The organism is Bacillus sp. DB-2, assembly GCF_003315125.1.
In the GTDB taxonomy this organism is placed as follows: domain Bacteria; phylum Bacillota; class Bacilli; order Bacillales; family Bacillaceae_G; genus Bacillus_A; species Bacillus_A mycoides.
Map to the genome: position 1 here is coordinate 109,564 of NZ_QNRN01000018.1, position 22,967 is coordinate 132,530.

Annotated in this window: 28 protein-coding genes; 22 read left to right on the top strand and 6 right to left on the bottom strand. The window is 33.7% G+C overall.

The window, feature by feature from the left end:
* Positions 1 to 129 precede the first annotated feature (129 nt).
* The 8 genes from cotH to DET63_RS25990 all read left to right on the top strand — a co-directional run bounded on the left by cotH (position 130) and on the right by DET63_RS25990 (position 7,834).
* Positions 130 to 1,206 (top strand): spore coat protein CotH, encoded by a 1,077-nt coding sequence (cotH, locus tag DET63_RS25955; protein ID WP_113938284.1) that lies wholly within the window; start codon positions 130 to 132, stop codon positions 1,204 to 1,206.
* Between the two features lie 105 nt (positions 1,207 to 1,311).
* Positions 1,312 to 1,929 carry an NUDIX hydrolase N-terminal domain-containing protein gene (locus DET63_RS25960; protein WP_113938285.1) on the top strand — a complete coding sequence of 206 codons (618 nt, stop codon included), beginning with the start codon at positions 1,312 to 1,314 and terminating at the stop codon, positions 1,927 to 1,929.
* A gap of 103 nt (positions 1,930 to 2,032) precedes the next feature.
* The gene (gene uptA / locus DET63_RS25965) at positions 2,033 to 2,635 is read left to right on the top strand and encodes an undecaprenyl phosphate transporter UptA (RefSeq protein ID WP_000881203.1); all 603 of its coding nucleotides are present in this window, start codon (positions 2,033 to 2,035) and stop codon (positions 2,633 to 2,635) included.
* Between the two features lie 96 nt (positions 2,636 to 2,731).
* Complete coding sequence (locus tag DET63_RS25970) at positions 2,732 to 4,111, top strand: putative polysaccharide biosynthesis protein (RefSeq protein ID WP_113938286.1); 1,380 nt, start codon at positions 2,732 to 2,734, stop codon at positions 4,109 to 4,111.
* Positions 4,112 to 4,297: 186 nt separating this feature from the next.
* On the top strand, positions 4,298 to 5,239 hold the full coding sequence (locus tag DET63_RS25975) for a magnesium transporter CorA family protein (protein ID WP_000932386.1): 942 nt from the start codon (positions 4,298 to 4,300) through the stop codon (positions 5,237 to 5,239).
* A gap of 199 nt (positions 5,240 to 5,438) precedes the next feature.
* A complete protein-coding gene (locus DET63_RS25980) occupies positions 5,439 to 6,335 on the top strand; it encodes a permease (RefSeq protein WP_113938287.1) in 897 nt (298 codons plus the stop codon).
* Positions 6,336 to 6,338: 3 nt separating this feature from the next.
* On the top strand, positions 6,339 to 7,208 hold the full coding sequence (locus tag DET63_RS25985) for a TIGR03943 family putative permease subunit (RefSeq protein WP_002012447.1): 870 nt from the start codon (positions 6,339 to 6,341) through the stop codon (positions 7,206 to 7,208).
* 119 nt (positions 7,209 to 7,327) lie between these two features.
* A complete protein-coding gene (locus tag DET63_RS25990) occupies positions 7,328 to 7,834 on the top strand; it encodes an acyl-CoA thioesterase (protein ID WP_113938288.1) in 507 nt (168 codons plus the stop codon).
* A 129-nt stretch (positions 7,835 to 7,963) separates the two neighbouring features.
* On the opposite strand, the gene DET63_RS25995 is transcribed toward DET63_RS25990, so the two are convergent.
* Positions 7,964 to 8,050 (bottom strand): YjcZ family sporulation protein, encoded by an 87-nt coding sequence (locus DET63_RS25995; protein WP_000505094.1) that lies wholly within the window; start codon positions 8,048 to 8,050, stop codon positions 7,964 to 7,966.
* A gap of 159 nt (positions 8,051 to 8,209) precedes the next feature.
* On the opposite strand from DET63_RS25995, the gene cls reads away from it, so the two are divergent.
* From cls to DET63_RS26015, 4 genes are all read left to right on the top strand, one after another.
* Positions 8,210 to 9,394 (top strand): cardiolipin synthase, encoded by a 1,185-nt coding sequence (cls, locus tag DET63_RS26000; protein WP_113938289.1) that lies wholly within the window; start codon positions 8,210 to 8,212, stop codon positions 9,392 to 9,394.
* Positions 9,395 to 9,426: 32 nt separating this feature from the next.
* Positions 9,427 to 9,885 (top strand): spore coat protein, encoded by a 459-nt coding sequence (locus DET63_RS26005; protein ID WP_113938290.1) that lies wholly within the window; start codon positions 9,427 to 9,429, stop codon positions 9,883 to 9,885.
* A 187-nt stretch (positions 9,886 to 10,072) separates the two neighbouring features.
* The gene (locus DET63_RS26010; protein WP_002065008.1) at positions 10,073 to 10,252 is read left to right on the top strand and encodes a hypothetical protein; all 180 of its coding nucleotides are present in this window, start codon (positions 10,073 to 10,075) and stop codon (positions 10,250 to 10,252) included.
* A gap of 98 nt (positions 10,253 to 10,350) precedes the next feature.
* Complete coding sequence (locus DET63_RS26015) at positions 10,351 to 10,971, top strand: NAD(P)-dependent oxidoreductase (protein ID WP_113938291.1); 621 nt, start codon at positions 10,351 to 10,353, stop codon at positions 10,969 to 10,971.
* 24 nt (positions 10,972 to 10,995) lie between these two features.
* Here the strand turns inward: DET63_RS26015 and DET63_RS26020 are convergent, their stop codons facing one another.
* The 3 genes from DET63_RS26020 to DET63_RS26030 form a co-directional block, all read right to left on the bottom strand.
* Entirely contained in the window at positions 10,996 to 11,478 is a 483-nt protein-coding gene (locus tag DET63_RS26020) for a DUF456 domain-containing protein (RefSeq protein ID WP_000217328.1), read from the bottom strand.
* A gap of 1 nt (position 11,479) precedes the next feature.
* A complete protein-coding gene (locus DET63_RS26025) occupies positions 11,480 to 12,787 on the bottom strand; it encodes a hemolysin family protein (protein WP_113938292.1) in 1,308 nt (435 codons plus the stop codon).
* A 209-nt stretch (positions 12,788 to 12,996) separates the two neighbouring features.
* On the bottom strand, positions 12,997 to 13,884 hold the full coding sequence (locus tag DET63_RS26030; RefSeq protein ID WP_113938293.1) for a hypothetical protein: 888 nt from the start codon (positions 13,882 to 13,884) through the stop codon (positions 12,997 to 12,999).
* Positions 13,885 to 14,234: 350 nt separating this feature from the next.
* On the opposite strand from DET63_RS26030, the gene DET63_RS26035 reads away from it, so the two are divergent.
* The 6 genes from DET63_RS26035 (at position 14,235) to DET63_RS26060 (ending at position 19,022) form a co-directional block, all read left to right on the top strand.
* Positions 14,235 to 14,822, top strand: coding sequence for a TetR/AcrR family transcriptional regulator (locus DET63_RS26035; protein WP_002012456.1), 588 nt, complete (start codon positions 14,235 to 14,237; stop codon positions 14,820 to 14,822).
* 8 nt (positions 14,823 to 14,830) lie between these two features.
* A complete protein-coding gene (locus DET63_RS26040) occupies positions 14,831 to 15,475 on the top strand; it encodes an HXXEE domain-containing protein (RefSeq protein WP_113938294.1) in 645 nt (214 codons plus the stop codon).
* A gap of 174 nt (positions 15,476 to 15,649) precedes the next feature.
* The gene (gene cbpA / locus DET63_RS26045) at positions 15,650 to 16,297 is read left to right on the top strand and encodes a cyclic di-AMP binding protein CbpA (protein WP_002012458.1); all 648 of its coding nucleotides are present in this window, start codon (positions 15,650 to 15,652) and stop codon (positions 16,295 to 16,297) included.
* A gap of 443 nt (positions 16,298 to 16,740) precedes the next feature.
* The gene (gene brnQ4, locus DET63_RS26050) at positions 16,741 to 18,078 is read left to right on the top strand and encodes a branched-chain amino acid transport system II carrier protein BrnQ4 (protein WP_395923305.1); all 1,338 of its coding nucleotides are present in this window, start codon (positions 16,741 to 16,743) and stop codon (positions 18,076 to 18,078) included.
* Positions 18,079 to 18,145: 67 nt separating this feature from the next.
* The gene (gene csaA, locus DET63_RS26055) at positions 18,146 to 18,475 is read left to right on the top strand and encodes a chaperone CsaA (RefSeq protein WP_113938296.1); all 330 of its coding nucleotides are present in this window, start codon (positions 18,146 to 18,148) and stop codon (positions 18,473 to 18,475) included.
* The gene (locus DET63_RS26060) at positions 18,456 to 19,022 is read left to right on the top strand and encodes a DUF1572 domain-containing protein (RefSeq protein WP_113938297.1); all 567 of its coding nucleotides are present in this window, start codon (positions 18,456 to 18,458) and stop codon (positions 19,020 to 19,022) included. Before csaA ends, DET63_RS26060 begins: the two co-directional genes overlap by 20 nt.
* On the opposite strand, the gene DET63_RS30850 is transcribed toward DET63_RS26060, so the two are convergent.
* Both DET63_RS30850 and DET63_RS26070 read right to left on the bottom strand, forming a co-directional pair.
* Complete coding sequence (locus DET63_RS30850) at positions 18,995 to 19,300, bottom strand: permease (protein ID WP_113938298.1); 306 nt, start codon at positions 19,298 to 19,300, stop codon at positions 18,995 to 18,997. The two genes, DET63_RS26060 and DET63_RS30850, sit on opposite strands and share 28 nt — an antisense overlap.
* A gap of 4 nt (positions 19,301 to 19,304) precedes the next feature.
* A complete protein-coding gene (locus tag DET63_RS26070; RefSeq protein WP_002012463.1) occupies positions 19,305 to 19,601 on the bottom strand; it encodes a hypothetical protein in 297 nt (98 codons plus the stop codon).
* Positions 19,602 to 19,690: 89 nt separating this feature from the next.
* Between DET63_RS26070 and DET63_RS26075 the strand changes: the two genes are divergently transcribed.
* From DET63_RS26075 to DET63_RS26095, 4 genes are all read left to right on the top strand, one after another.
* Positions 19,691 to 20,845, top strand: a complete 1,155-nt coding sequence (locus DET63_RS26075) for a stage II sporulation protein P (RefSeq protein ID WP_113938299.1) — start codon at positions 19,691 to 19,693, stop codon at positions 20,843 to 20,845.
* 290 nt (positions 20,846 to 21,135) lie between these two features.
* Positions 21,136 to 21,633: a GNAT family N-acetyltransferase gene (locus tag DET63_RS26085; protein WP_113938300.1), complete on the top strand. Its 498-nt coding sequence runs from the start codon at positions 21,136 to 21,138 to the stop codon at positions 21,631 to 21,633.
* Between the two features lie 11 nt (positions 21,634 to 21,644).
* Positions 21,645 to 22,385, top strand: coding sequence for a M15 family metallopeptidase (locus DET63_RS26090; RefSeq protein ID WP_113938301.1), 741 nt, complete (start codon positions 21,645 to 21,647; stop codon positions 22,383 to 22,385).
* A 23-nt stretch (positions 22,386 to 22,408) separates the two neighbouring features.
* A complete protein-coding gene (locus tag DET63_RS26095) occupies positions 22,409 to 22,855 on the top strand; it encodes an NUDIX hydrolase (RefSeq protein WP_002127013.1) in 447 nt (148 codons plus the stop codon).
* The last annotated feature ends 112 nt before the right edge of the window (positions 22,856 to 22,967 follow it).

Here is a 22,967-nt window from a genome sequence, read left to right on the forward strand (position 1 = left end):
ATGATATGAGAGATGAAGTCTTTCTGAACAGGACAAGAGTGTAATTTTATATAAATAGATGATAGCGGATGTATGGACAAGACAAGGCGCATACATTGAATGAAGAGAACTGAGAAGGGATGAGAAAACATGCTGCCTTCATATGATTTTTTTGTTCATCCAATGTACTTAGTGGAATTGAAAAAGGACATTTGGTCAGATAGTCCAGTGCCAGCAAAATTAACTTATGGAAAAAAGAAGTATGACATTGATATCGTATACCGAGGGGCTCATATTCGCGAATTTGAGAAAAAGTCTTATCATGTTATGTTTTATAAACCGAAAAAATTTCAAGGCGCGAAAGAGTTTCATTTGAATTCTGAGTTTATGGATCCGTCTCTCATACGAAATAAATTATCTTTAGATTTTTTTCATGATATTGGTGTACTTTCGCCAAAATCACAACATGTATTTATAAAAATTAATGGTCAAATTCAAGGTGTGTATTTACAGTTAGAATCAGTTGATGAAAACTTTTTGAAAAATAGAGGGTTACCGAGTGGTTCTATTTATTATGCGATAGATGATGATGCGAATTTTTCGTTAATGAGTGAGCGAGATAAAGATGTTAAGACAGAGCTCTTTGCGGGTTATGAATTTAAATATTCGAATGAAAATAGTGAAGAACAACTGAGTGAATTTGTATTTCAAGCGAATACTTTGTCGAGGGAAGATTATGAAAAAGAAATCGGGAAGTTTCTACATGTAGATAAATATTTACGATGGTTAGCTGGAGTTATTTTTACGCAAAACTTTGATGGTTTCGTTCATAACTATGCACTATATCATAACGATGAGACAAATTTATTTGAAGTGATACCGTGGGATTATGATGCGACTTGGGGGAGAGATGTACAAGGGAGACCACTTAATCATGAATATATTCGTATTCAAGGTTATAATACGTTAAGTGCAAGATTGTTAGATATACCTGTATTTAGAAAACAATACCGAAGTATTTTGGAAGAAATATTAGAAGAACAATTTACCGTTTCGTTTATGATGCCGAAAGTAGAAGGTTTGTGTGAATCGATTCGTCCATATTTACTACAAGATCCATATATGAAAGAAAAATTAGAAACATTTGATCAAGAAGCTGATATGATTGATGAATATATAAATAAAAGAAGGAAGTATATACAAGACCACTTACATGAATTGGATTAATTTTGAAAGAGATTGGAACATTATCAATCTCTTTTTTTGTATAATAAAGATGTATCAATTTAATTGACGTAATATTTACTTAATAAAGAATGGAGATGTGGAAACATGACGGTCAAGTGGATTGATTGGGTAAAACAAATACAATCTATAGCTCAAGCGGGTTTAACGTATTCTAAGGATGTATATGATATAGAGCGTTTTCAACAATTACGGGACATTTCAGTTTCAATGATGTCACATTATACAAAGACAGATTGGGAAGTAGTAGAGAATTTATTTGCAAGTGAGACAGGCTATCAAACACCTAAAGTTGATATACGGGCAGTTATTTTTCAAAATGAAAAACTATTATTTGTGAAAGAAAAAAGTGATAGGAAATGGGCATTGCCAGGTGGATGGGCTGATGTTGGTTATACGCCAACAGAAGTAGCAGCAAAAGAAGTTTTAGAGGAGACGGGCTATGAAGTGGATGATTTTAAGCTACTCGCTATATTTGATAAAGAAAAACATCAACCATCGCCTTCAGCAACACATGTATATAAAATTTTTATTGGCTGTAAGATTATTGGTGGCGAAAAGAAAACTAGTATTGAAACAGAAGATGTGGAGTTTTTTGATGAGAATGAATTGCCTAATTTATCAATTGCTAGAAATACAGAAGAGCAAATTAAAGAAATGTTTGCCTACATGAAAGACCCGCAGAAAGAAAAAATAATAGATTAATACTGCTAGAATTGTACATATTGTTAAAATGAAGATATTGGCAGATGCCAATCTTTATGTGATAATGGGATGGTATGTGAAGAAAAAGGAGATAGAAAAGAAAATGTTAGCAAGCATAATAGATCAGTTATTGCAATTTTTTGCAAGCTTAGGTTACTTTGGAGTAGCACTAGCTTTAATGATTGAAATTATCCCGAGTGAAATTGTACTTTCGTATGCTGGATTTTTAGTAGCGGATGGTAAAATTAGTTTTGTCGGTGCAGTTATCGCCGGAACTATTGGTGGTACTTTAGCCCAAATCTTTTTATACTGGCTTGGATATTACGGAGGGCGTCCGGTTGTAGAGAAATATGGGAAATATCTACTTATTAATAAACACCATTTAGACATAGCGGAAGGTTGGTTTAAGCGTTACGGAGCAGGAGTAATCTTTTCTGCACGCTTTATCCCAGTAGTACGTCATGCAATCTCTATTCCAGCAGGATTAGCTAAAATGCCGTTAAAACTATTTACACTATATACAGTAGTTGCGATTATCCCATGGTCAATACTATTTATATACTTAGGTGAAAAGCTTGGTGGAAATTGGCGACACATTAAAGAGTATGCATCTGATTACACACATTACATAATTATAGGAGCTGTTCTCTTTGTTGCTCTATACTTCGGTTTAAAGTATTTAAAAAAGAAAAAAGCAGCGCGTTAAAGTCAATGATTTTTCATTGGCTTTTTTAATTGTTTGGGTTCTAAAAAAAAGGAGTTGTCCATAATGTGTAATAATAAAGCGTAGCGGGGGAATGTGATGAAAGGATCACCGTTTTTACGTGGAACGATATTTTTAACGATGGCAACGATGATATCTAAAATGTTAGGGTTTATATATGTTATACCATTTACAGCAATGGTGGGTACGAGTGGGTACGTATTATATACGTATGCATACCGTCCTTATACAATTATGCTTAGTATTGCAACGATGGGATTGCCACTTGCCGTTTCAAAAATGGTTTCAAAATATGATCAACTCAATGATTATCACACTGTTAAGAGGGTGCTAAAGAGTGGTATCGTTTTTATGGTCATTATGGGCGTTATTTCTTGTTTAGCATTATATATGTTAGCACCACATTTAGCTAAACTTGTGATTGATGGAAATGATCAGTCGGGGAATAGTGTGGTAGCTGTCACGCACAATATTCAAATTGTAAGTTTTGCGTTAATACTCGTTCCTGTAATGAGCTTGTTACGTGGTTTCTTTCAAGGTTTTCAATCTATGGGACCTTCTGCGCTCAGTGTAGTTGTAGAGCAATTTTTTCGGGTCTTAACTATTTTGATAGGAAGCTTTGTCGTTTTATATGTTATAAAAGCTTCTGTTTCGTTGGCAGTTGGTATTTCAACGTTTGGAGCATTTATGGGAGCACTAGGTGGATTAAGTGTTTTAAGTGCGTATTATATGAGAAGGAGAAAACATTTAAAGAAAAAAGAGATTGCCAGTATACCACAAACGACGAAAACTTTTTTTTCGTTGTATAGAGAACTGTTTACATATTCTATTCCTTTCGTTGTAGTTGGATTAGCGATTCCGTTATATCAGACGATTGATACATTTACAATTAATAAGCTACTTATACAAGTAGGATATATGCAAGGAGAAGCAGAAAAGATTAATGCGATTATTGGCCTTGTTCAGATGGTTGTACTTATCCCGGTTTCTGTTGCAACAGCTTTTAGTATGTCCCTTGTACCTGAGATGACGAAAGCTTATACAGCGGGAAATGAGAAGCTACTGTATAAACACTTTACAAGGACAAATTTATTAGTGGTAGGAATTACCGTACCGGCGGCGATTGGAATGATGATTTTAGCAAAACCAGTGTATACTCTTTTATTTGGTGCTGGAAATGATCCGGAGATGGGCAGTATTATTTTGCAGTACTATGCTCCTGCTTGTATACTATTCTCACTATTTACAGTAACCGCTGCCATGTTACAAGGAATTAATCAACAACAGAAAACAGTGCTAGGATTAGTAATCGGAATAACTGTGAAGATAGTTTTAAATATTGTATTGCTACCGTATTTTGATTATGTAAGTTTTATCATTTCAACATACGCTGGCTATACGATTTCGGTCGGCTTTAACTTGTGGATGCTTTCTAAATATGTTATAAAGGCAACATAAGCTTTTTTAAAGGCAGAGAACACTCTGTCTTTTTCTATGTTTACAAGATTTTTCTTAAAAAAACGTTTTCAAAATAATTTTTCTATTGAAATTTAATCGTTTGTTTCATATGCTGAAAATAGCGGTTCAAAAACTGTTGTTTAAGTGAGGTAGATTCCCACATGTAAAAAGAATCGGGGTGATAGTATGTTAAATATTTATTTAACAGACCGAAACGGAAAACTACAAGAGATTGAGGAAATGCAAAAGGGCTGCTGGATTAATGTACTTCATCCAACAGAAGAAGAAATTCAGTATCTAGTACAAACTTTAAATGTAGACTTAGATTTCATTAAAGATCCTTTGGATGATGAAGAACGTTCTCGTATTGAAAAGGAAGACAATAATACTTTAATTATCGTGGATATTCCGACAGTCAGACATGATGAAGAAGGAAATTCAATTTATGACACGATTCCAATAGGTATGATTGTAATGCCAGATTGTTTTGTTACTATTTGCTTAGAAGAAAATCCAATTTTTGAACGCTTTATTAATCAACGTATTAAAGAATTTTATACGTTTAAAAAGACGCGCTTCGCACTTCAGCTCTTATATACAATTTCTACTTATTATTTAAGATACTTAAAGCAAATTAATCGAAAAACAATCGATTTAGAGCACCAATTAAATAAGTCGATGAAAAATAAAGAAATTTTCACATTGCTCGGCCTTGAAAAAAGTTTAGTTTATTTTACAACATCATTAAAGGCAAATAAAATTGTAATTCAAAAATTAATGCGAAACAGTACATTTTTGAAAATGTATGAAGACGATCAAGATTTACTAGAAGATGTATTAATTGAAAATAAGCAGGCTATTGAAATGGCGGAAATATATAGTCACATTTTAAGTGGAATGATGAATACATTTAGTTCGGTTATTTCTAACAATTTAAATAGTGTTATGAAACTGTTGACTTCTATTACAATCATTTTATCATTACCAACGATGGTTTCTAGTTTCTTTGGAATGAACGTAAAGGTTCCGTTTGAAGGGGAAGCACATGGTTTTGTAATTGTACTTATAATATGTGTAACATTATCTTTCACTTTAGCATTTGTTTTTTGGAAGAAACGTTACTTTTAATGATAGGAAAGCTGCGCTAGCATAGTTATAAAACTGTGCTAGCGCAGCTTTTTTTGCTATGAAATCTCAATTTTGGAACAGAATATAACTTGTGAAATGTAATGTGTATGAAGGTTATGAATTCCATATAACTCTTGTTCAAATAATGAAATGGGGTTAAAATTACATATTGTTAATGAAAAGTTGGAGGAAATACATCATGGAATTGTTTCAATTACCGAAAGCATTCCTGCAAATGAATACAATCTTTATCTCAATATTAATCGAAGCACTTCCTTTTGTGCTAATTGGTGTATTTATTTCAGGATTCATTCAAATGTTTGTGACAGAAGATATGGTGGCAAAATGGATGCCTAAAAACCGATTTCTGTCTGTTTTATTAGCTACTTTTTTAGGTATGATGTTTCCTGGATGTGAATGTGGAATTGTTCCGATTGTAAGACGATTAATCGGAAAAGGGGTTCCACCCTATGCAGGAATTGCATTTATGTTAACTGGACCGATTATTAATCCAGTTGTATTATTTGCAACATATGTTGCTTTTGGAAGTAGTATGCACATGGTATGGTATCGTTCTATTGTAGCGATTATCGTAGCAATTATCGTTGGAATTATATTATCATTTATGTTTAAAGAACATCAATTAAGAGATGATCACTTCCCAGAAGTGAATCATAAGCGTCCGTTACGTACAAAAATGTGGGATGTATGTACACATGCTGTTGAGGAATTTTTCTCAATGGGAAAATACTTAGTGTTAGGAGCGTTAATTGCTGCTGCAGTTCAAACGTTTGTACAAACTTCAACATTGCTTGCTATTGGACAAGGTCCGTTTTCTTCATCAGCTGTAATGATGGGACTTGCTTTCATTTTATCACTTTGTTCAGAGGCGGATGCATTTATTGCTTCTTCGTTCCAAAGTACATTTTCAACAGCGTCACTTGTCGCGTTCCTTGTATATGGACCGATGGTGGATATTAAAAATATGTTTATGATGCTTGCGACATTTAAAACAAAATTTGTAATTATTGTGACGGTTACAGTTACACTTGTTGTTTATGCAAGCTCACTACTCATTTATGTGATGGGGTGGTAGGTTATGTTTCGAGCATATATATTATTAGGTTTTACAATTTTAATTGGACAGCTTCATATTTCCGGTAATATTACGAAGTATATAAATATGAAGTACGCCTATTTATCAAAAACTGCAGCTATTATTTTAGGTTTCTTAACGATTGTACAAATTATTATCGTTTTCCAAAAAGAACATCAAAAAGAAAAAGAGAAACATGATTGTAGTTGTGATCATAGTCATTGCGGGCATGATCATTCGAAAGATGAGAATACATGGTGGAAAAAAGTGTTTTCTTACACGTTATTCTGTTTTCCAATCATTACAGGATTGTTTTTCCCAATTGCAACATTAGATTCCGATATTGTTAAGGCGAAGGGATTCCATTTTCCAGTAGCGCAAGCAGAAAGTAAAGATCCATTTATGACAAGGCAATTTCTAAGACCTGACACGAGCATTTATTACGGGAAAGAAGGATACCGTGGTGTAATGGAAAAAGGGAAGAAAGAGTTTGTTACGAAAGATAATATCACTTTAAAAGATGAAGATTTCTTAAAGGGTATGGAGACAATTTATAATTATCCTGGTGAATTTACTGGTAAAACCCTGTCTTATAAAGGATTTGTTTTCCGAGATGACTCTTCTAAAAAGGAACAATATTTCTTGTTCCGTTTCGGCATTATACATTGTGTTGCCGATTCGGGTGTATATGGTATGTTAGTTAAAAAGCCAGAAGGTGTAGAGTGGAAAAATGATGATTGGATTCAGATAGAGGGAGAAATTTCAACTGAATTTTATCAGCCGTTTCATGCGAATATTCCAGTGTTAGAAGTAACGAAATGGAATAAAGTTGAACAGCCGAAAGAACAATATGTATTTAGAGGAGCCGATTGATAAAATCGGTTCTTTTTTGTGGACTAAAAGTTCTAAAAATTGTTAATATTAAACGTGTAGTTCATGAGGTGTAGTGTATATTGGGATATTAGAGATAAATAATTAAAGGGGTGATAACAATGACTGAAGTAAAGGGTAAAACAGCTAATGAATCAAGAGTGTTTAAAACGAGTCGAGTATTTCCAACGGATTTAAATGATCATAACACGCTATTTGGTGGAAAGATATTGGCGGAGATGGATATGGTTGCTTCAATTTCAGCAACGAGACACTCGAGAATGGAATGTGTCACAGCGTCTATGGATTGGGTAGATTTCTTACATCCAGTACGTTCTTCAGATTGTGTTAGTTATGAATCTTTCGTAATTTGGACGGGAAGAACTTCTATGGAGATATTTGTGAAAGTAGTAGCAGAAGATTTAATTTCAGGTAAAAAACGTGTAGCAGCAACTTCATTCGTTACTTTTGTTGCGCTTAGTAAGGAGAATAATCCAGTTCCTGTACCGCGTGTTATCCCTGAGACAGAAGAGGAGAAAGAATTGCATCGAATTGCTGTATCACGTGCAGAACAGCGCCATATTCGTAAGGCAGAGAGTAAGAAGGTAGCTACACTGCTAACTTTTTGATGTGAAATACTTTCCTAGTGGTACTATTTTGTAATAGGTTAGGAGATTTTTGAAATGAAAAGCGGACACCTAAAAATAGGTGTCCGCTTTTATAGTTTTTTCATCCCCATATCGTACTACAATAACTGCTTAGCAGAAGCAAGCAGCACCGACGATAATTAAGAGGATAAATAATACGACTAGTAGCGCAAATCCATTACCATGTGCGAAGCCCATTGTTATTTCCTCCTTTTATTTTAAGATACAACATACAATATGCAGATGAGCTCCTGTTTGATATGGACGTATATCATGCAATGACATATTTTTTGTATGATAATGTTTTAAAAAAGGAAAGATATAGGAATAACAGTAGTTAGAGAAAGGAACGTATCCATGAAGCACTTTTTAATTGTAATAATTTGTTTTATAGGTGTATTCATATGGATGAACGTTGATGTGGAAATGGGGAAGAAAATGGCTAGTGGATATGAATTAGAAAAAATCCGATCAGGGGATTTTCAAGTATATACGAACGGTGATGAGTTATATAGAAGCTTATTTGAGGATATAAATCGTGCAGAAAAGAATGTATATATTCATTTTTATATTGTAGGTAAAGATGAGGTAAGTAAAGAATTCTTACAGTTATTAGAGAAAAAAGCATCTAGCGGAGTAGATGTGAAATTGTCAGTAGACCGCATTGGCGGATATAAGCTTAAGAAAAAGATAATTAATCAATTAAAAGAAAAAGGCGTGAAGTTTACATTTAGTAAAAAACCTAAATTAAAAAACTTATTTTATTCTTTGCATCAACGTAATCATAGACGCATTGTTACTATAGATGGGAAAGTTTCGTACATTGGTGGCTTCAATATCGGAAAGGAATATCTTGGACAGGATCCTAAATTTGGTCCGTGGCGTGATTATCATGTACGCATCGAAGGGAATGGAGCTACTGATATGGAACGGAAGTTTGCGGAAGATTGGCAAGAAGATACGGGAGAAAAGTTTCCTATACATCAAGAGTTACCTGTACAAGGAAATGTAAAATATCAATACGTATTTTCGAATGGAAAAGGTTTATGGAAGGAGTATGGAGCGTTTTTAAAGAAGGCAAAACATTCTTTAATTATCGCTACACCATATTTTGTACCGAGTAAAGAAATGGTGAAGGGGCTGAAAGATGCATTAAATCGTGGTGTCCATGTAAAAATCCTCGTCCCATTTAAAAGTGATGCAGTATTGCTAAAACAGGCTGCCTATCCTTATCTGAAAGACATGTTAGATGCTGGAGCGGAGATTTATCAATATCGAAATGGATTTTTTCATGGGAAGGTAACAATCATCGATGAGGAAATGGTTGATATTGGTACAGCAAATTTTGATAATAGAAGTTTTTACTTAAATAGCGAATCTAACTGTTTCATATATGATAAGACAGTCGTTGCTGACGTCTGGAGTCGATTAAAAGAAGACTTTCATAAATCAAAACGATTTTCTGAAGAAGATTTTGAGAAAATTAGTAGATGGGATTGGTTTCTAGCAAGAATATCAAATGTTATCGCATCATATTTATAGTATAGAGATGAAATAGGCAGGGAGGCGCTTTAATGGATTGTATGAAAGAATTGATGACATATAGTTACACACTTATATATAAAGTTGGAGAATACACGAGCAAGGTTCGAGATGAAGAATTAAAAGATATTTTGCAGCATCATTTGCCGTATATGTTACAAGCATATAATGAACAAGTGAATTTTCAAGAAGGAGAAAATATACAACATATAACTTGTAAACAAATGTGGCCGGAATTTACTGAAATGGATAGGGAAACAGATAATGAGTATACAGGGGATACTGGGATTGCTATTTGTTATATTACACATTTGAAACGATTAGCATTAAAGTTTGCTCAAGTGGCAGTAGAAGTTGCGAACCCGGAGTTTCGTTCTTTTCTGGAAAATTGTTTTGTGAAAATGAATCGTTATGCTTATAGTGTTTGGCAATATGTTGTGAAGAAGGAATATAAGATTAAACATGTATATGAAAGTGAAAAATTCGCGTGAAAAGCTAAGGTGGAATGAAAGGCGCCTTAGTTTTTTTATGTCTAATTAGAATGGGAGGATTAAGGATTGGCTGTGTTATCCGAAAATTTACAAAAGTTTACTGTATCTTTACTATTTTTAAATCTTCCCTTTAAAAAAAAAGAGTAATATGGGATTGTACATATTCTATCAAAGGGAGGAAACGCAAATGAACAAATGGGTTAAGTCATTAACTGCTATGGCACTTGCAAGTTCTTTATTAATGGTAGGTTGTAGTAAAGATGGGGATAAAAAGAAAGAGGATGACACAACTTCGCAGCAAGATGAAAAGAAAGATAAAGAAACAAGCGGAACAGACAAGTCTTCTGATTCGAAAGAAAAGAAATAAATAATAGAGCTTCCTCACATAAACGAGGAAGCTTTTTTGTTGTATATTTGTATGTATTAGGGAAAAATAGAGAGAAAGAATTGAAGAGGGGATAATATATGAAAGTATGCATATTAGGAGCGACAGGTAGAGTAGGATCACAAATTATGAAATTGGCATTACAAGATTCATATGAAGTAACGGTATTAGTTCGTGATTTGAGTAAAGTGGAAATAGAGCATGAAAGGTTGCAAGTTATTAAGGGAAATGTATTAAGCGGAGATGATATAAAGGAAGCGATTAAAGGATGTGATATTGTAATTAGTGCTCTTGGAACTGATCGGAATGGGACGTTAGAGAAGAGTGTACCGATTATTATAAAGCAAATGGAAGAAGAGGGCATAAAGAAAATTGTTACAATAGGAACTGCTGGTATTTTACAAGCACGAACAAACCCAAGTATATATCGTTTCCAATCAAAAGAATCGAAAAGAAAAATGACAACAGCTGCGGAAGATCATTTAGCTACTTATGAAGCGCTGAATAATAGTAAACTATGTTGGACTGTTGTTTGTCCGACGCATTTAATAGATGGTGATGTAACCGGTGTATATCGAACTGAACAAGATATGTTGCCAACAGATGGATCGAAAATCACAGTTGGTGATACAGCTCATTTTACATGGAGTTTACGTAATAAAAGCTTATACGAGAAAAGTCGAGTAGGTATTTCATATTAAAAAACCATCCCAAAATAGGGATGGCTAAAAAATGATATAGCATACAAAGATGATAATCATAATGATTTGGAGAATTGCTTTCGCTACTGTACTACTTAAAAAACCGACTACAGTTGCAATTCCGACTAAAAGGGCGTCTTTTGGCGCCTTTTTATGCATTAGTTCCGTAATAAATACAGATAAGAACGGTATGATAATAAGCCCGAATGGTGGGAAGAAGAACGATCCAACAATGATAGAAACCATACCAACACGTTCGCCCGATTTTGTACTACCGTATTTTTTTAGGAAGTATCCATTTGCAATAAAGTCAGCAACGAAAATGAAGAGTGTAAAAATGACTTGAATAATCCAAAAAGATGTCGTTAACTCTCCACCATTTATTCCAAAATGATAAATGAAATAGCCAGCCCATACGGCAAGGATGCCAGGGATAATGGGGTATATAAAGGCAAGAAATGAAACAATGAAACAAGCAATGATACAAATTGTTAGTAAAACAGTCACTTTATAACTCCTTTGTAGTATCTAATTTATGTACAGCAATCTTTTTAATTTGATGCCCATCAAGTTCTAATGCTTTAAATTGAAAACCATCATATTCAACTGAATAGCCAGCTTCAATATTTAAATCAATTGCTTGAGAGAGAAGCCAACCACCAATTGTATCTAAGTCACTTTCATCGATATGTAGGCCAAACATATCATTTACTTCAGAAATGAGTACTTTCCCATCTAAAACAGTAAGCTTAGGAGTACGCTTTTCAATCATCGGTGATTCGTCTGCGTCAAATTCATCTTGAATTTCACCGATAATTTCTTCAAGAATATCCTCCATCGTTAAAAGGCCAGCAGTTCCACCGTATTCATCCATAACAATCGCCATTTGTACGCGGTTCTTTTGGAGGTGTATTAACGTTTTACGAATGGGAACTGTTTCAAATACAGTTAAAACAGGATGTATGTAGGCATCAAGTGGTTTGTAAATGCCTTTTGTTTGATTATGAAAAATCTCTTTCGTATTTATCATTCCGATAATATCATCTTTATCCTTTTCAATAATAGGATAACGTGTATACTTTTCAGTTGCAACGATTTTCATATTTTCTTCTAACGTATTTTCAGTAGATAAACAAACCATTTCAGTTCTAGGTACCATAATTTCTTTAGCAACACGATCATCAAATTCAAAAATATTATTTACATATTTATATTCGGTTTGATTAATTTCGCCGCTTTTATAGCTTTCACCTAAAATGAGTCGTAGTTCTTCTTCGGAATGGGCAAGTTCATTTTCTTTCGCAGGCTCTAAACCGAGTAATTTTGTGAAAAATATAGCTGCACTATTGAGAAGCCAAATGAACGGATACATAATTTTATCAAATAATATGAGCGGTTTTGCAAATTTTAATGTGATTGCTTCAGCTTTTTGGATTGCGAAAGACTTAGGAACTAACTCGCCTAATACAACATGGAAAAAAGTAATCACACTAAAAGCAATAATAAAGGATAACGTGTTAGCCATTGTTCCAGTAATATTGATTTTTTCAAATAGTGGTCGCAGTAAATGTTCCACAGTTGGTTCACCAAGCCAACCAAGTCCTAAAGAGGTGATAGTAATGCCAAGCTGACAAGCGGATAAATAAACGTCTAAGTTAGATAAAACGCTTCTTGCAGCTAATGCTTGTTTATTACCTTCATTAGCAAGCTGGTCAATTCGACTTTTTCGTACTTTTACGACAGCGAATTCTGAAGCAACGAAAAAACCAGAAATAAGGATAAGTATAAAGATGAGAAAAATATTTAATATGTCCAAGTGTGTTCTTTATTCCTAATTTGGAATAAAGATGTCACCTCCTGTAATTATGTTATACTTTTATAATAAATCCAAATGAAAAGATTAGTCAAAGAAAATGGGTAAATAATGGTAGGTTTCTATAGTAGTTTTTTAATTTGCTGTTATTTTGTCCTCTATATAATAGGAATAACCGTCTACTTTTAATTTAAGTAGATGGTTATTCTATGTTATGGTTTCGAAATACTTCTAGTTAAAGTATACGTGTTTTGTTTAGAGTGGTTTGTTGTCCATAAAGCTTGGAGAAACGATAAGATGCTATATGGAATATAAAGTAGTAATAAACCAATTGTGACAACTATAGGTGCATTTCTACCAAATTGGACGATAAATTGTAATAGTCCGTTTGTATGAAAAATACATTCCATAAAAACGAATGAAAGAATAATGGAACTCAAAATAGATTTATGATTGGAAGTAAGCGCAATAAATAACGTATCAACAAGGAAAGATGAATTTTTTATTTCGTATTCATTAGTAGTATTTAAGAACGGTAGCCATTTTTTAATTGCTTGCATAACGATTATCATAGAAGTGCTACATACGATGATAAAAGAAGAGAAGAAAGGAAACTTTATGAATTTAGATATGTAGAGAAGTGATAATAGGACTGAACATTGTAATATCACAGTGCCAAAAGAATACGGTATCCAGCGAAATAAAGAACTACACTTTTTTAATGAGTTTGGTGCTTTTAAAAATAGATGGCCAATTCCTAGACTTATAAAGAAACCGATTACAAGAGTGAATGTGAAACGAACGATTGATAAAAAATATATTTCCCATATGTAGGGGAACAGTGGTGACGAATGGTTAGAGGTATGTAGTATATTTTGTGTATGTACAAGCTGACTTGCTGAGAAAAGGATAGGCTCATGCATCCAATCAATTGTTGGAATTGAAATGGAAGAAGGCTGTGCTAAATTATGAAAAATGCTTACAAATCCAGTTAAGTAGGAGTAATTATGTGTAATGAATAATGCTGGAAGGGGACTTATGACAAAAATAATCAAAACACCGGCTATAAATTTACATATATGTGAGCGCAATAAGGACATACAATCACCTACTCTTAGAATATTCAGAAAATTCTTATTCTTATTTTAGCTTTTTTCAGAGGAAGTTACAATATATTTTTCTTTACGTATTGGTATATGGATAGTTTTAAATTATTTTTAGAAATTTATTTTATGTGTGGGATATAAAGCAGGAGAGGGTATATAACAGCATCCATACAAAAAACGTGAACAGTTTAGCATTTTCACGTTTTTTGTATGGGATGAATGAAAAGAAATGTAGGTAAATGTCGAAAGGATTAAATTGATTTTTCAAATTGGAAAGTGATACCATAAAGTTAAACAGTGTTTAAATCATTGTTTAATCGATAAATTCTAGAGGGGGAGATAAGTTGGGAGGAAATGAAAACATATCAACGAAAGAAAAGATTTTAAATACAACCTTGGAGTTAATTAAAAACGAAGGTTTTGAAAGGGTAACGATAAGGAAAATTGCATCATTGTCAGATGTAAATATTGCGCTTGTAAATTACCATTTTGGTTCAAAAGAAAAGTTGATTAGTGAGGCGATTAAAGTTTTGTTAATTAGCTTCCAAGGCACTTTTTCTATTTTAGATGATATTACAGTACCAGCGAAAGAAAGATTAAAAATATTTTTATTTGATTATGTACTAGTAATCCGGCAATATCCTGAGTTAGTCAGGAAGATTATTGCAATGGGAACTACGGTATTTACATCTCAATACGAATATGGAGATTTTTTGAAGAGGCTAGGTTTTAGTAAAGTGAAGAATATTTTGAGCGAAATAACAAATGAAGCGGATCAGGAAATTTTAATGATGATGACAGTGCAAATATTTGGATCCATTTTTCTTCCAGCATTAATGATGCCAATTCTTGAATCAGGGGCAGATATAAGAGTACTGCCTATAGAAAAACAGATTGATTTCCTATTTGAACGCTATTTTTATAAAAATTGAGATAGTGGGTGATAGCGATGGTTAGTTTCTTTAGAAAGCATTGGTATGATATAGGGTTAGTTGTGGCTATTGTTGTCGTTGTTTGTTTAGTCGCGAATTTGGGAGAAATAAGTGAAATAAAAGTACTGTTAGCGTTAAGTTTTGTAGCCATTTTAGTGCATCAATTTGAAGAGTATCGTTGGCCAGGTTATTTCGCTGGTCTGTTCAATGTAGTTATATTTAAAAGTGATATACCAGATCGCTATCCATTAAATACGCAATCTGCTATGGTAATAAATATTTTGATTGCGTATGTTTTTTATTTACTTCCGGTTTTCTTTCAAAATATAATATGGCTTGGGATGGCACCTATTTTAATGGGGTTTTTTCAATTCATATGGCATGGTATTTTTGCGAATATAAAAGCTAAAACAATATACAATCCGGGATTAGGTGCGGTTGTATTACTACATGTTCCGATTGGTTATGCATATATGAGATATGTTCTTTTACACAATCTAGCTACAAATTTGGATTGGATATTAGGGCTGATCTATTTTCTAGTAGCAACCTATTTTTTAATTATAAAAGGAAATATGTTAATGAAAAGTAAGGAGACAAATCATTGTTTTTCTAAAAAGCAATTAGGTCCGTACAATGATGCAGTAAAGTGATCCAGAACTCAGAAGGGATTTTTGATGCTGAAGAGAGTACAAGTGAATGATTCATGAATAAATTATGACGGAAAAATGAATAATTTTCAGAAAAATAAAATAATATATTTATTTTTTTCTGAAAATATAATATAGTTATGGCACAGAAAGTATTTTAACATAAGGAGGCTGTTTATGAGGATTAAAGGAAATTATGTGCCGAAAAGGGAAGTGTTATTTTGCTCAAGTTCAATTACGATAGGGGAAGCACTGGAGCATTTAAATAAAACTGGGTATCGTTGTGTACCAGTTTTAGATGAAAAAAAAGAGAAATACTTAGGGAATATATATAAAGTAGATATTTTAGAATATAAAGGTTCACTTGAAGAGAGTGTAGTACAAATATTAAATGATAAAGAAGGATATGTGAGAGAAGATTCTTCGTTCTTTAAAGTATTTTTTACAATAAAAAAATTACCTTATTTATCAGTAGTTGATGAAAAAGGAGTTTTCCTGGGGATTTTAACGCATAAAAAAGTTTTTGAGTTATTAGAAGATGCATGGGGAGTCCATTCTAGTAAATATTCTGTCATGATTGGAACACAAGATTATAATGGGGCCATTCAAAAATTATCGACAGTGCTAAAGAAATACACTGGTATTCAAAGCTTAATGACTTTTGATAATGATGCTTTATTAGTACGTAGAATAATGTTTACATTGGGAGAAGAGTTTGAAGATAGTGAATTAGAAACATTGCTAAAGGATTTAGAAGATCATGGATTTAGAGTTGTGTATGTTGAAGAGATGAATAATCCACGTGAAGTTGAAACGATAGACTAACAAGTAAAAGCCATCTTATTTTTTGATGGCTTTTACTCTCTTTTGTATAAAAATATTCAAATATAATAAAATAAAAAAATCGTAAATTTCTAAAAAAATTTGTGTAATAAAATAAATAAAGGAGGTATGTGTGGATAATTTTGATTTTCAAAAAATTCTATTTAAAAATATGTTTTTATTTTTCAGCCAAATATGTTACTATATGTGTGATAAAAACAAAGAGGTCTGACAACTAAACTCCACGTTATAACACTCTAATGACTTGAATATTCAAAAAAATCAAAAATTAATAATTAGAGTAAGAATAAGGGGAATGGAGAAATTATGGAGAAAGACATTGCTTTGTAAGGGGCATATTTTATCATCTTGAGCAGAGAGGAGGATGCATAGCATATTGTGAAAAGAGAGATAAACAATGAAAAAGTGCTATGCAAATGAAAAGCATGAAGGGACGTTTAAGGCCAGGTGATACGGTAGCGATTGGTTTAATGTTATTTGCACTATTTTTAGGGGCAGGAAATTTAATTTTCCCGCCAGTTTTAGGTCAACAAGCAGGAGAAAATGTTTGGATTGCTACAATTGGATTCCTTGTAACGGGAGTCGGATTACCCCTATTAGCTGTAACAGCTGTCGCGTTTGTAGAGGGGGACTTGAAAGCGCTATCTTCTAGAGTTCACCCTATATTTGCGTTTATTTTCCCATTGATTAGTTATTTAGCGATTGGACCATTTTTCGCGATTCCGCGTACTGGAGCTGTTTCATTTGAAATGGGTATGAAGCCATTTCTATCAGAGACAATGGTTTCTGAGTGGTACATGCTATTTCTTTTCACTATAGTTTTCTTCGGAATAACGTGGTATTTATCATTAAATCCATCTAAATTAGTGGATTGGTTCGGGAAATTTCTTACACCATTGTTAGTATTGATTGTTGCTGTTATTGTCGGAAAGGCAATTATTGATCCGATTGGAGAACCAGCTGCGCCGCTAGCGGCATACAAAGAAAATGCTTTCTTTGGTGGATTTATTCAAGGATATTTAACGATGGATGCAATTAGCGCACTCGTATTTGGAATTGTCGTTGTACAAGTTATCCGCTCTAAAGGAATAAAAGAGAGTAGTCAAGTTGCAAAAATAACAATTGTATCTGGTATTATTGCTGTACTTGGTTTAACGTTAATCTATTTATCACTTGCTTATCTTGGTTCAACAAGTACATCACTTGGGATCTCAGAGAATGGTGGACTTATTTTAACGAATGTTGTAAATGAGTTATATGGAACAAGTGGTAAAATTTTATTAGGACTTGTTATTATACTCGCTTGTTTAACAACTTCTGTTGGATTAACATCTGCTTGTGCGGGCTTCTTTACAAACGTATTCCCAAAACTTTCGCATAAAACGATTGTAACAATGGTATGTGTGTTTAGTTTAATTGTATCTAACTTAGGTTTAACACAATTAATCGCAGTCACTTTACCAGTGTTAATGATTATTTATCCAGTTGCAATTGTATTAATCGTACTTTCATATTTCCATAAATGGATTGGAAAGCGAAATACAATTTATATTGGTGCAATATTAGGTGCATTGTCAATTAGTTTATTTAATGGCTTAGAAAGTGCGAATATTAAAATTGACGCAATTTCTAATGTTCTACAAATGTTACCATTATATAAAGAAGGAATAGGATGGTTAATCCCATCATGTATTGGCGGGATTCTCGGGTTCTTCTTCTATAAATCAAATGAATTAAGTGAATTACAAAAGAAAGGTGCTTAGGCGCCTTTCTTTTTTTAAAAGGGGATTTTTGTATTTTGTCTAAGTAATAATTGGGAGGAATGATAAAATGGCTAGTTTTGAAGATTTTTTGACTTTGGATTTACGAATTGGAACTGTAACACATGCAGAGGAATTTAAAGAAGCGAGAGTGCCAGCGATTAAACTAGAAATTGATTTTGGGGAGCTTGGGGTCAAGCAGTCAAGTGCTCAAATTACGAAGAGATATAATCCAGAAGACTTAATCGGTCAGCAAATTGTTGCTGTTGTAAATTTTCCGCCAAAGCGTGTAGCTGGATTTAAATCGGAAGTGCTTGTATTAGGTGGAGTTCCTGAAGCTGGTGATGTTGTGTTGCTTCAGCCTAATATGGAATTGCCAAATGGAACGAAAATTAGTTAGTGTGAAGGTAGGGGTAAACATGGATATCGGACGAGAATATTTACAATGTGCCATTTCGAATTTCAAGGCAACACAAAAACAAGGAGAACGTGTACTTTCTCAATTATCTTATGAACAAATAATGTGGTCTTCTCATAAAGAGACGAATAGTATTGCGATTATCATTAAGCATTTACATGGTAATATGCGTTCAAGATGGACGGATTTTTTAACGTCTGATGGTGAAAAAGCAGATCGTAATCGAGATGTTGAATTTGAGGGAGGCTACAATTCAAAACAAGAAGCTCTTACTGTGTGGCAAGAAGGATGGGATTATGTTTTTGAAGCTTTGGATAATTTAACGCCAGAGAATGTTCTGCAGAAAGTATACATTCGCGGAGAAGAGCACACTGTCATGCAAGCAATCGAAAGGCAAATTTCTCATTATGCTTTACATATTGGACAAATCATTTACATTGGTAAAATGTTAAAAGAAAATGAATGGGAGTGTTTAAGCATCCCTAGAGGTAAATCTACTAGTTATTTACAGAAAAAACGTTCAACGTAATAATAGGAAAGAAACCGATATAAGATAGGAAGTAAAAAAATAAGCCAAACGATAGATGGCTCCGTGAACATTAAAATGCTGCCAGCAATAAGCCCATGTATAATAAGAAAGAAACCAAAGAGTGTATTTATAGGAATAAAACGTGAGACAAATAATTGCTGATTTTTGAAACAAGTGTTGTGAAATAAATAAAAGCGGAAATGCCATGTAGAGGTAATAAGATCTTTCCTTCTCGTTATTCTTTTTTTACATTTATGACAGATGAACGGTGGTTGCATTTCATTACGCTCCATTTTTTATATTTGTAATAATGTAAGACAAAAGTAAGTATAAAGTGTATGTTCCTATATACGCTCCTGCAATAAGGAAAAATGGATTCAGTAAAATTCCATGAATGCTTGTCATGAAAACTAAATTTTGTATTAAAACATCATATATATTAATAGAAATAATTGTCCCGAGTACATACAGTGCTAAGTATGCGGAAATATGTAGCACAATACGAATTTTAGGATGTAAAGCAAACAAATAAAAAATAAATGATAAGACGATTGGTAATGTTCCTATTAGTAGCTTCAATTCATTTCACCTCATTAACAATATAGCCGGAATTTAAGCGGTCTATTCTCTAGAGCTTGTACATAACTTGAAATAGAGAGGGTGATAGTATGAATCGAGGCTTTTTTTACGTGAAATTAACAAGTGTACGCAAGTTAATTATATTTATTATTACTACGGTATTAGCGACTTTCTTTCTTATTAGTGTAATGGTAACTTCCATGAAAGAGACAAAGTCAATGTATTTATATAATTGGTTAAATGAGTTATCAATGAATGGTTACATGTACGTTATTGGGAAGGAGAATCATTATTTTACACAGGAGTACCGGAATTTGAATCAAGACTTTTCTGTTTCTTCATTCCTCTTTTCGATGGCTACGAATATTCGTTTTGATGATGTACGTAGTTTTGTTGGGAAAGAACTTCCGGGATTTGGGAAATATGATACAGAAATCGTTATAGCAGGTGAAGGAACAAATTACTCCAACTTACCGATAGAATCGAGTGTTCCTCTTGAAGAAGTAGTGAAGGAACGGACTGGAGAAGCTGGACAAGTTCCTAAGCCTGATCCGAATAAAGAGAAGAAACAACCATCTCAAACGACGGGAAAAAGACAAGTTGCATTCATTTATCATACACATAGTTGGGAATCTTATTTGCCGTTACTGAACTTAACGAATGACCCAGATCCGAATAAAGCAACGAGTTCTGTAACGAATATTTCAATAGTTGGAGATCGTTTTCGGGAACAACTGGAAAGTGAAGGTATAGGTGCTACTAACGATAAGACTGATGTCGGCCAAAAGTTAATAAGTAAAGGATTAAACAGTAATAGTTCTTATAAACTGTCACGAGAAATTGTACAAGAAGCGATGGCCGGTAATAAAGAACTCCAATATTTTTTCGATTTGCACCGTGATAGTGCACGGAAAAATGTCACGACAAAAACAATTGGAGATAAATCATATGCAAAGCTTGCTTTTGTAATTGGGAAAGGAAATAAAAATTATGAAAAGAACTTACAATTAGCAACAGCTCTTCATGAGGAAATTAATAAGAAATATCCAGGAGTGAGCCGTGGTGTTATTCAAAAAGGCTTCCAAACAGGAAATGGAGTCTATAATCAAGACTTATCAGGACAGGCGATTTTAATTGAAGTTGGTGGCGTAGATAATACAGATGAAGAATTGAATCGATCGATTGATGCTCTTGCTAAGGCATTTGGAGAATATTTTTGGCAAGCTGAAAAAGTGAATGGATAAAGTGGGAATTTAATTAGCCGGAGTGTTCATCCAACTGATTATTAGCCCTCATCAATCAGGATACTCGTTAATATGGGGAAAACGTAAGCAAGAAGCTTACGTTTTTTTTTGTTTGTTCATAATCTATAGGTAGAAATAAACGTCACATTATAGACAAAATTCCCTATTATTATATTGATATCAAAATTTGTCTATTTATAGTAAGAAATTTAAAAAGGAATTTTCAGAATAGTGGAGAAAATCTTTTTACAAGGAAAATTTTTAACTAACAGAATGGGTAGGGGATCAAGGTGATACGAGAGGTTAGAGTAGAAGATGCAGCATCATTTTTACAATTAAGTAAGCAGTTAGACGAAGAAACGAAATTTATGTTATACGAACCAGGGGAAAGAAAAACGACAGTAGAGCAACAAGAAAAGATGGTCCACCGTTTTATAGAAAATGAATATGCAACAATATTTGTAGCAGTTAAAGATGATAGAGTAGTTGGATTTATTTTAGCCAATGGTAATGATGTTCAAAGAAAGAGACATGTGGCAGGCATTGTAATTGGTATTTTGCAAGAGTATAGTGGCCGAGGTATTGGAACGAGTCTGTTTAAAGAAGTAGAGAAGTGGGCAAGATTACATGATGTATGGCGTTTAGAATTAACGGTAATGGCCCACAATACAAGAGCTCAGGCACTATATAGCAAAATTGGATTTGAACAAGAAGGTGTCAAAAAATCTGCTCTTATCATCGATGGAAAAGGTATCGATGAGTATGAAATGGCCAAATTATTAAAATAAGAGGTCGTTATATGAAAAAAAAATGGGCACTACTTGGTATCGTAGCAATGATACTGATCATTGGAGTAGCAGGAATAAATTATAAGATGTACAAGGAGCAAGAGGCGAAGGAAGTAAATGTAAACAATATATTTCCGAAAGCTAAAGAAACGATTGCTAATATGGATGGGGATATCGCAGTCATTAGTAATCCAAGTTCGATGCTTGTACTTGTGAATAAAAATAGGCGTTTACCAGATGGGTATAGACCGCCAGATTTAGTTGTTCCGAAAGTACGTTACTCTAGTGAAGGTGATCAAGAGAAGAAAAAGATGAGGAAAGAGGCAGCGGTGGCACTTGAGGAAATGTTTCAGCAAGCCAATAAGGAGCGGATTTTCCTTTTTGCAGTCTCTGGATTTAGATCTTTTGATCGACAAAAAGCATTAAATACGATGTATAAAAGACAAGATGGAGAAGCAAAGACAGCGATGTCTAGTGCAGTCCCTGGTACGAGTGAACATCAAACAGGACTAGCTATGGATATTACATCTCAATCTGCTAAATTTCAGCTAGAAACTGTTTTTGGGGAGACGAAAGAAGGAAAGTGGCTTTCTGAAAATGCCCATAAATTTGGTTTTGTTATTAGATATACGAAAGAGAAAGAAGGGATTACCGGTTATCGTTATGAACCGTGGCATGTACGGTATGTTGGAAATCCGCAAGCTACATATTTATATGAAAACCAACTGACGATTGAAGAAGTAACGCAGTAATGAATTGAGGGGAGTGGGCTAAGATGACGATGTTATATAAGAAAAAGGTACATGCATATATTACGAGAGAAAAAGAAGGGGTTATGCAACTACTCGTTTTTAAACATCGTGATATACGAGAGGCTGGTATCCAAGTGCCAGGCGGGACAGTAGATGAAGGCGAAACGTTAGAGGCAGCAATTTTACGTGAAGTACAAGAAGAGTCAGGACTACGCCATTTTTGTATCGAGCGCTTCCTTTCTGATTACATTATTTATATGAAAGAAAAAAAGGAATATCAAAAACGTCATTTTTTCCATATTTCATTATTAACAGATGTGAAAGATACGTGGGAACATATAGTGAGTGCTGGTGAGGAAGACAAAGGTTTAGTATTTTGTTATGAGTGGGTTGATATTAACAAATGCCCTGAATTAGCAGGTAAACAAGGCGAGTTTTTACATTTGTTAGAAGAGGTATATGTAAAATAATAAAAAGGGTCTGAGGCTGGTCTTATCCCTGTCAAGTAGACAGTATTAAAAAGACTAAGCAGCCATCGAGATTCGATATTCTATCGGAGCTCGATGGTTGAGTCGTTTTTGG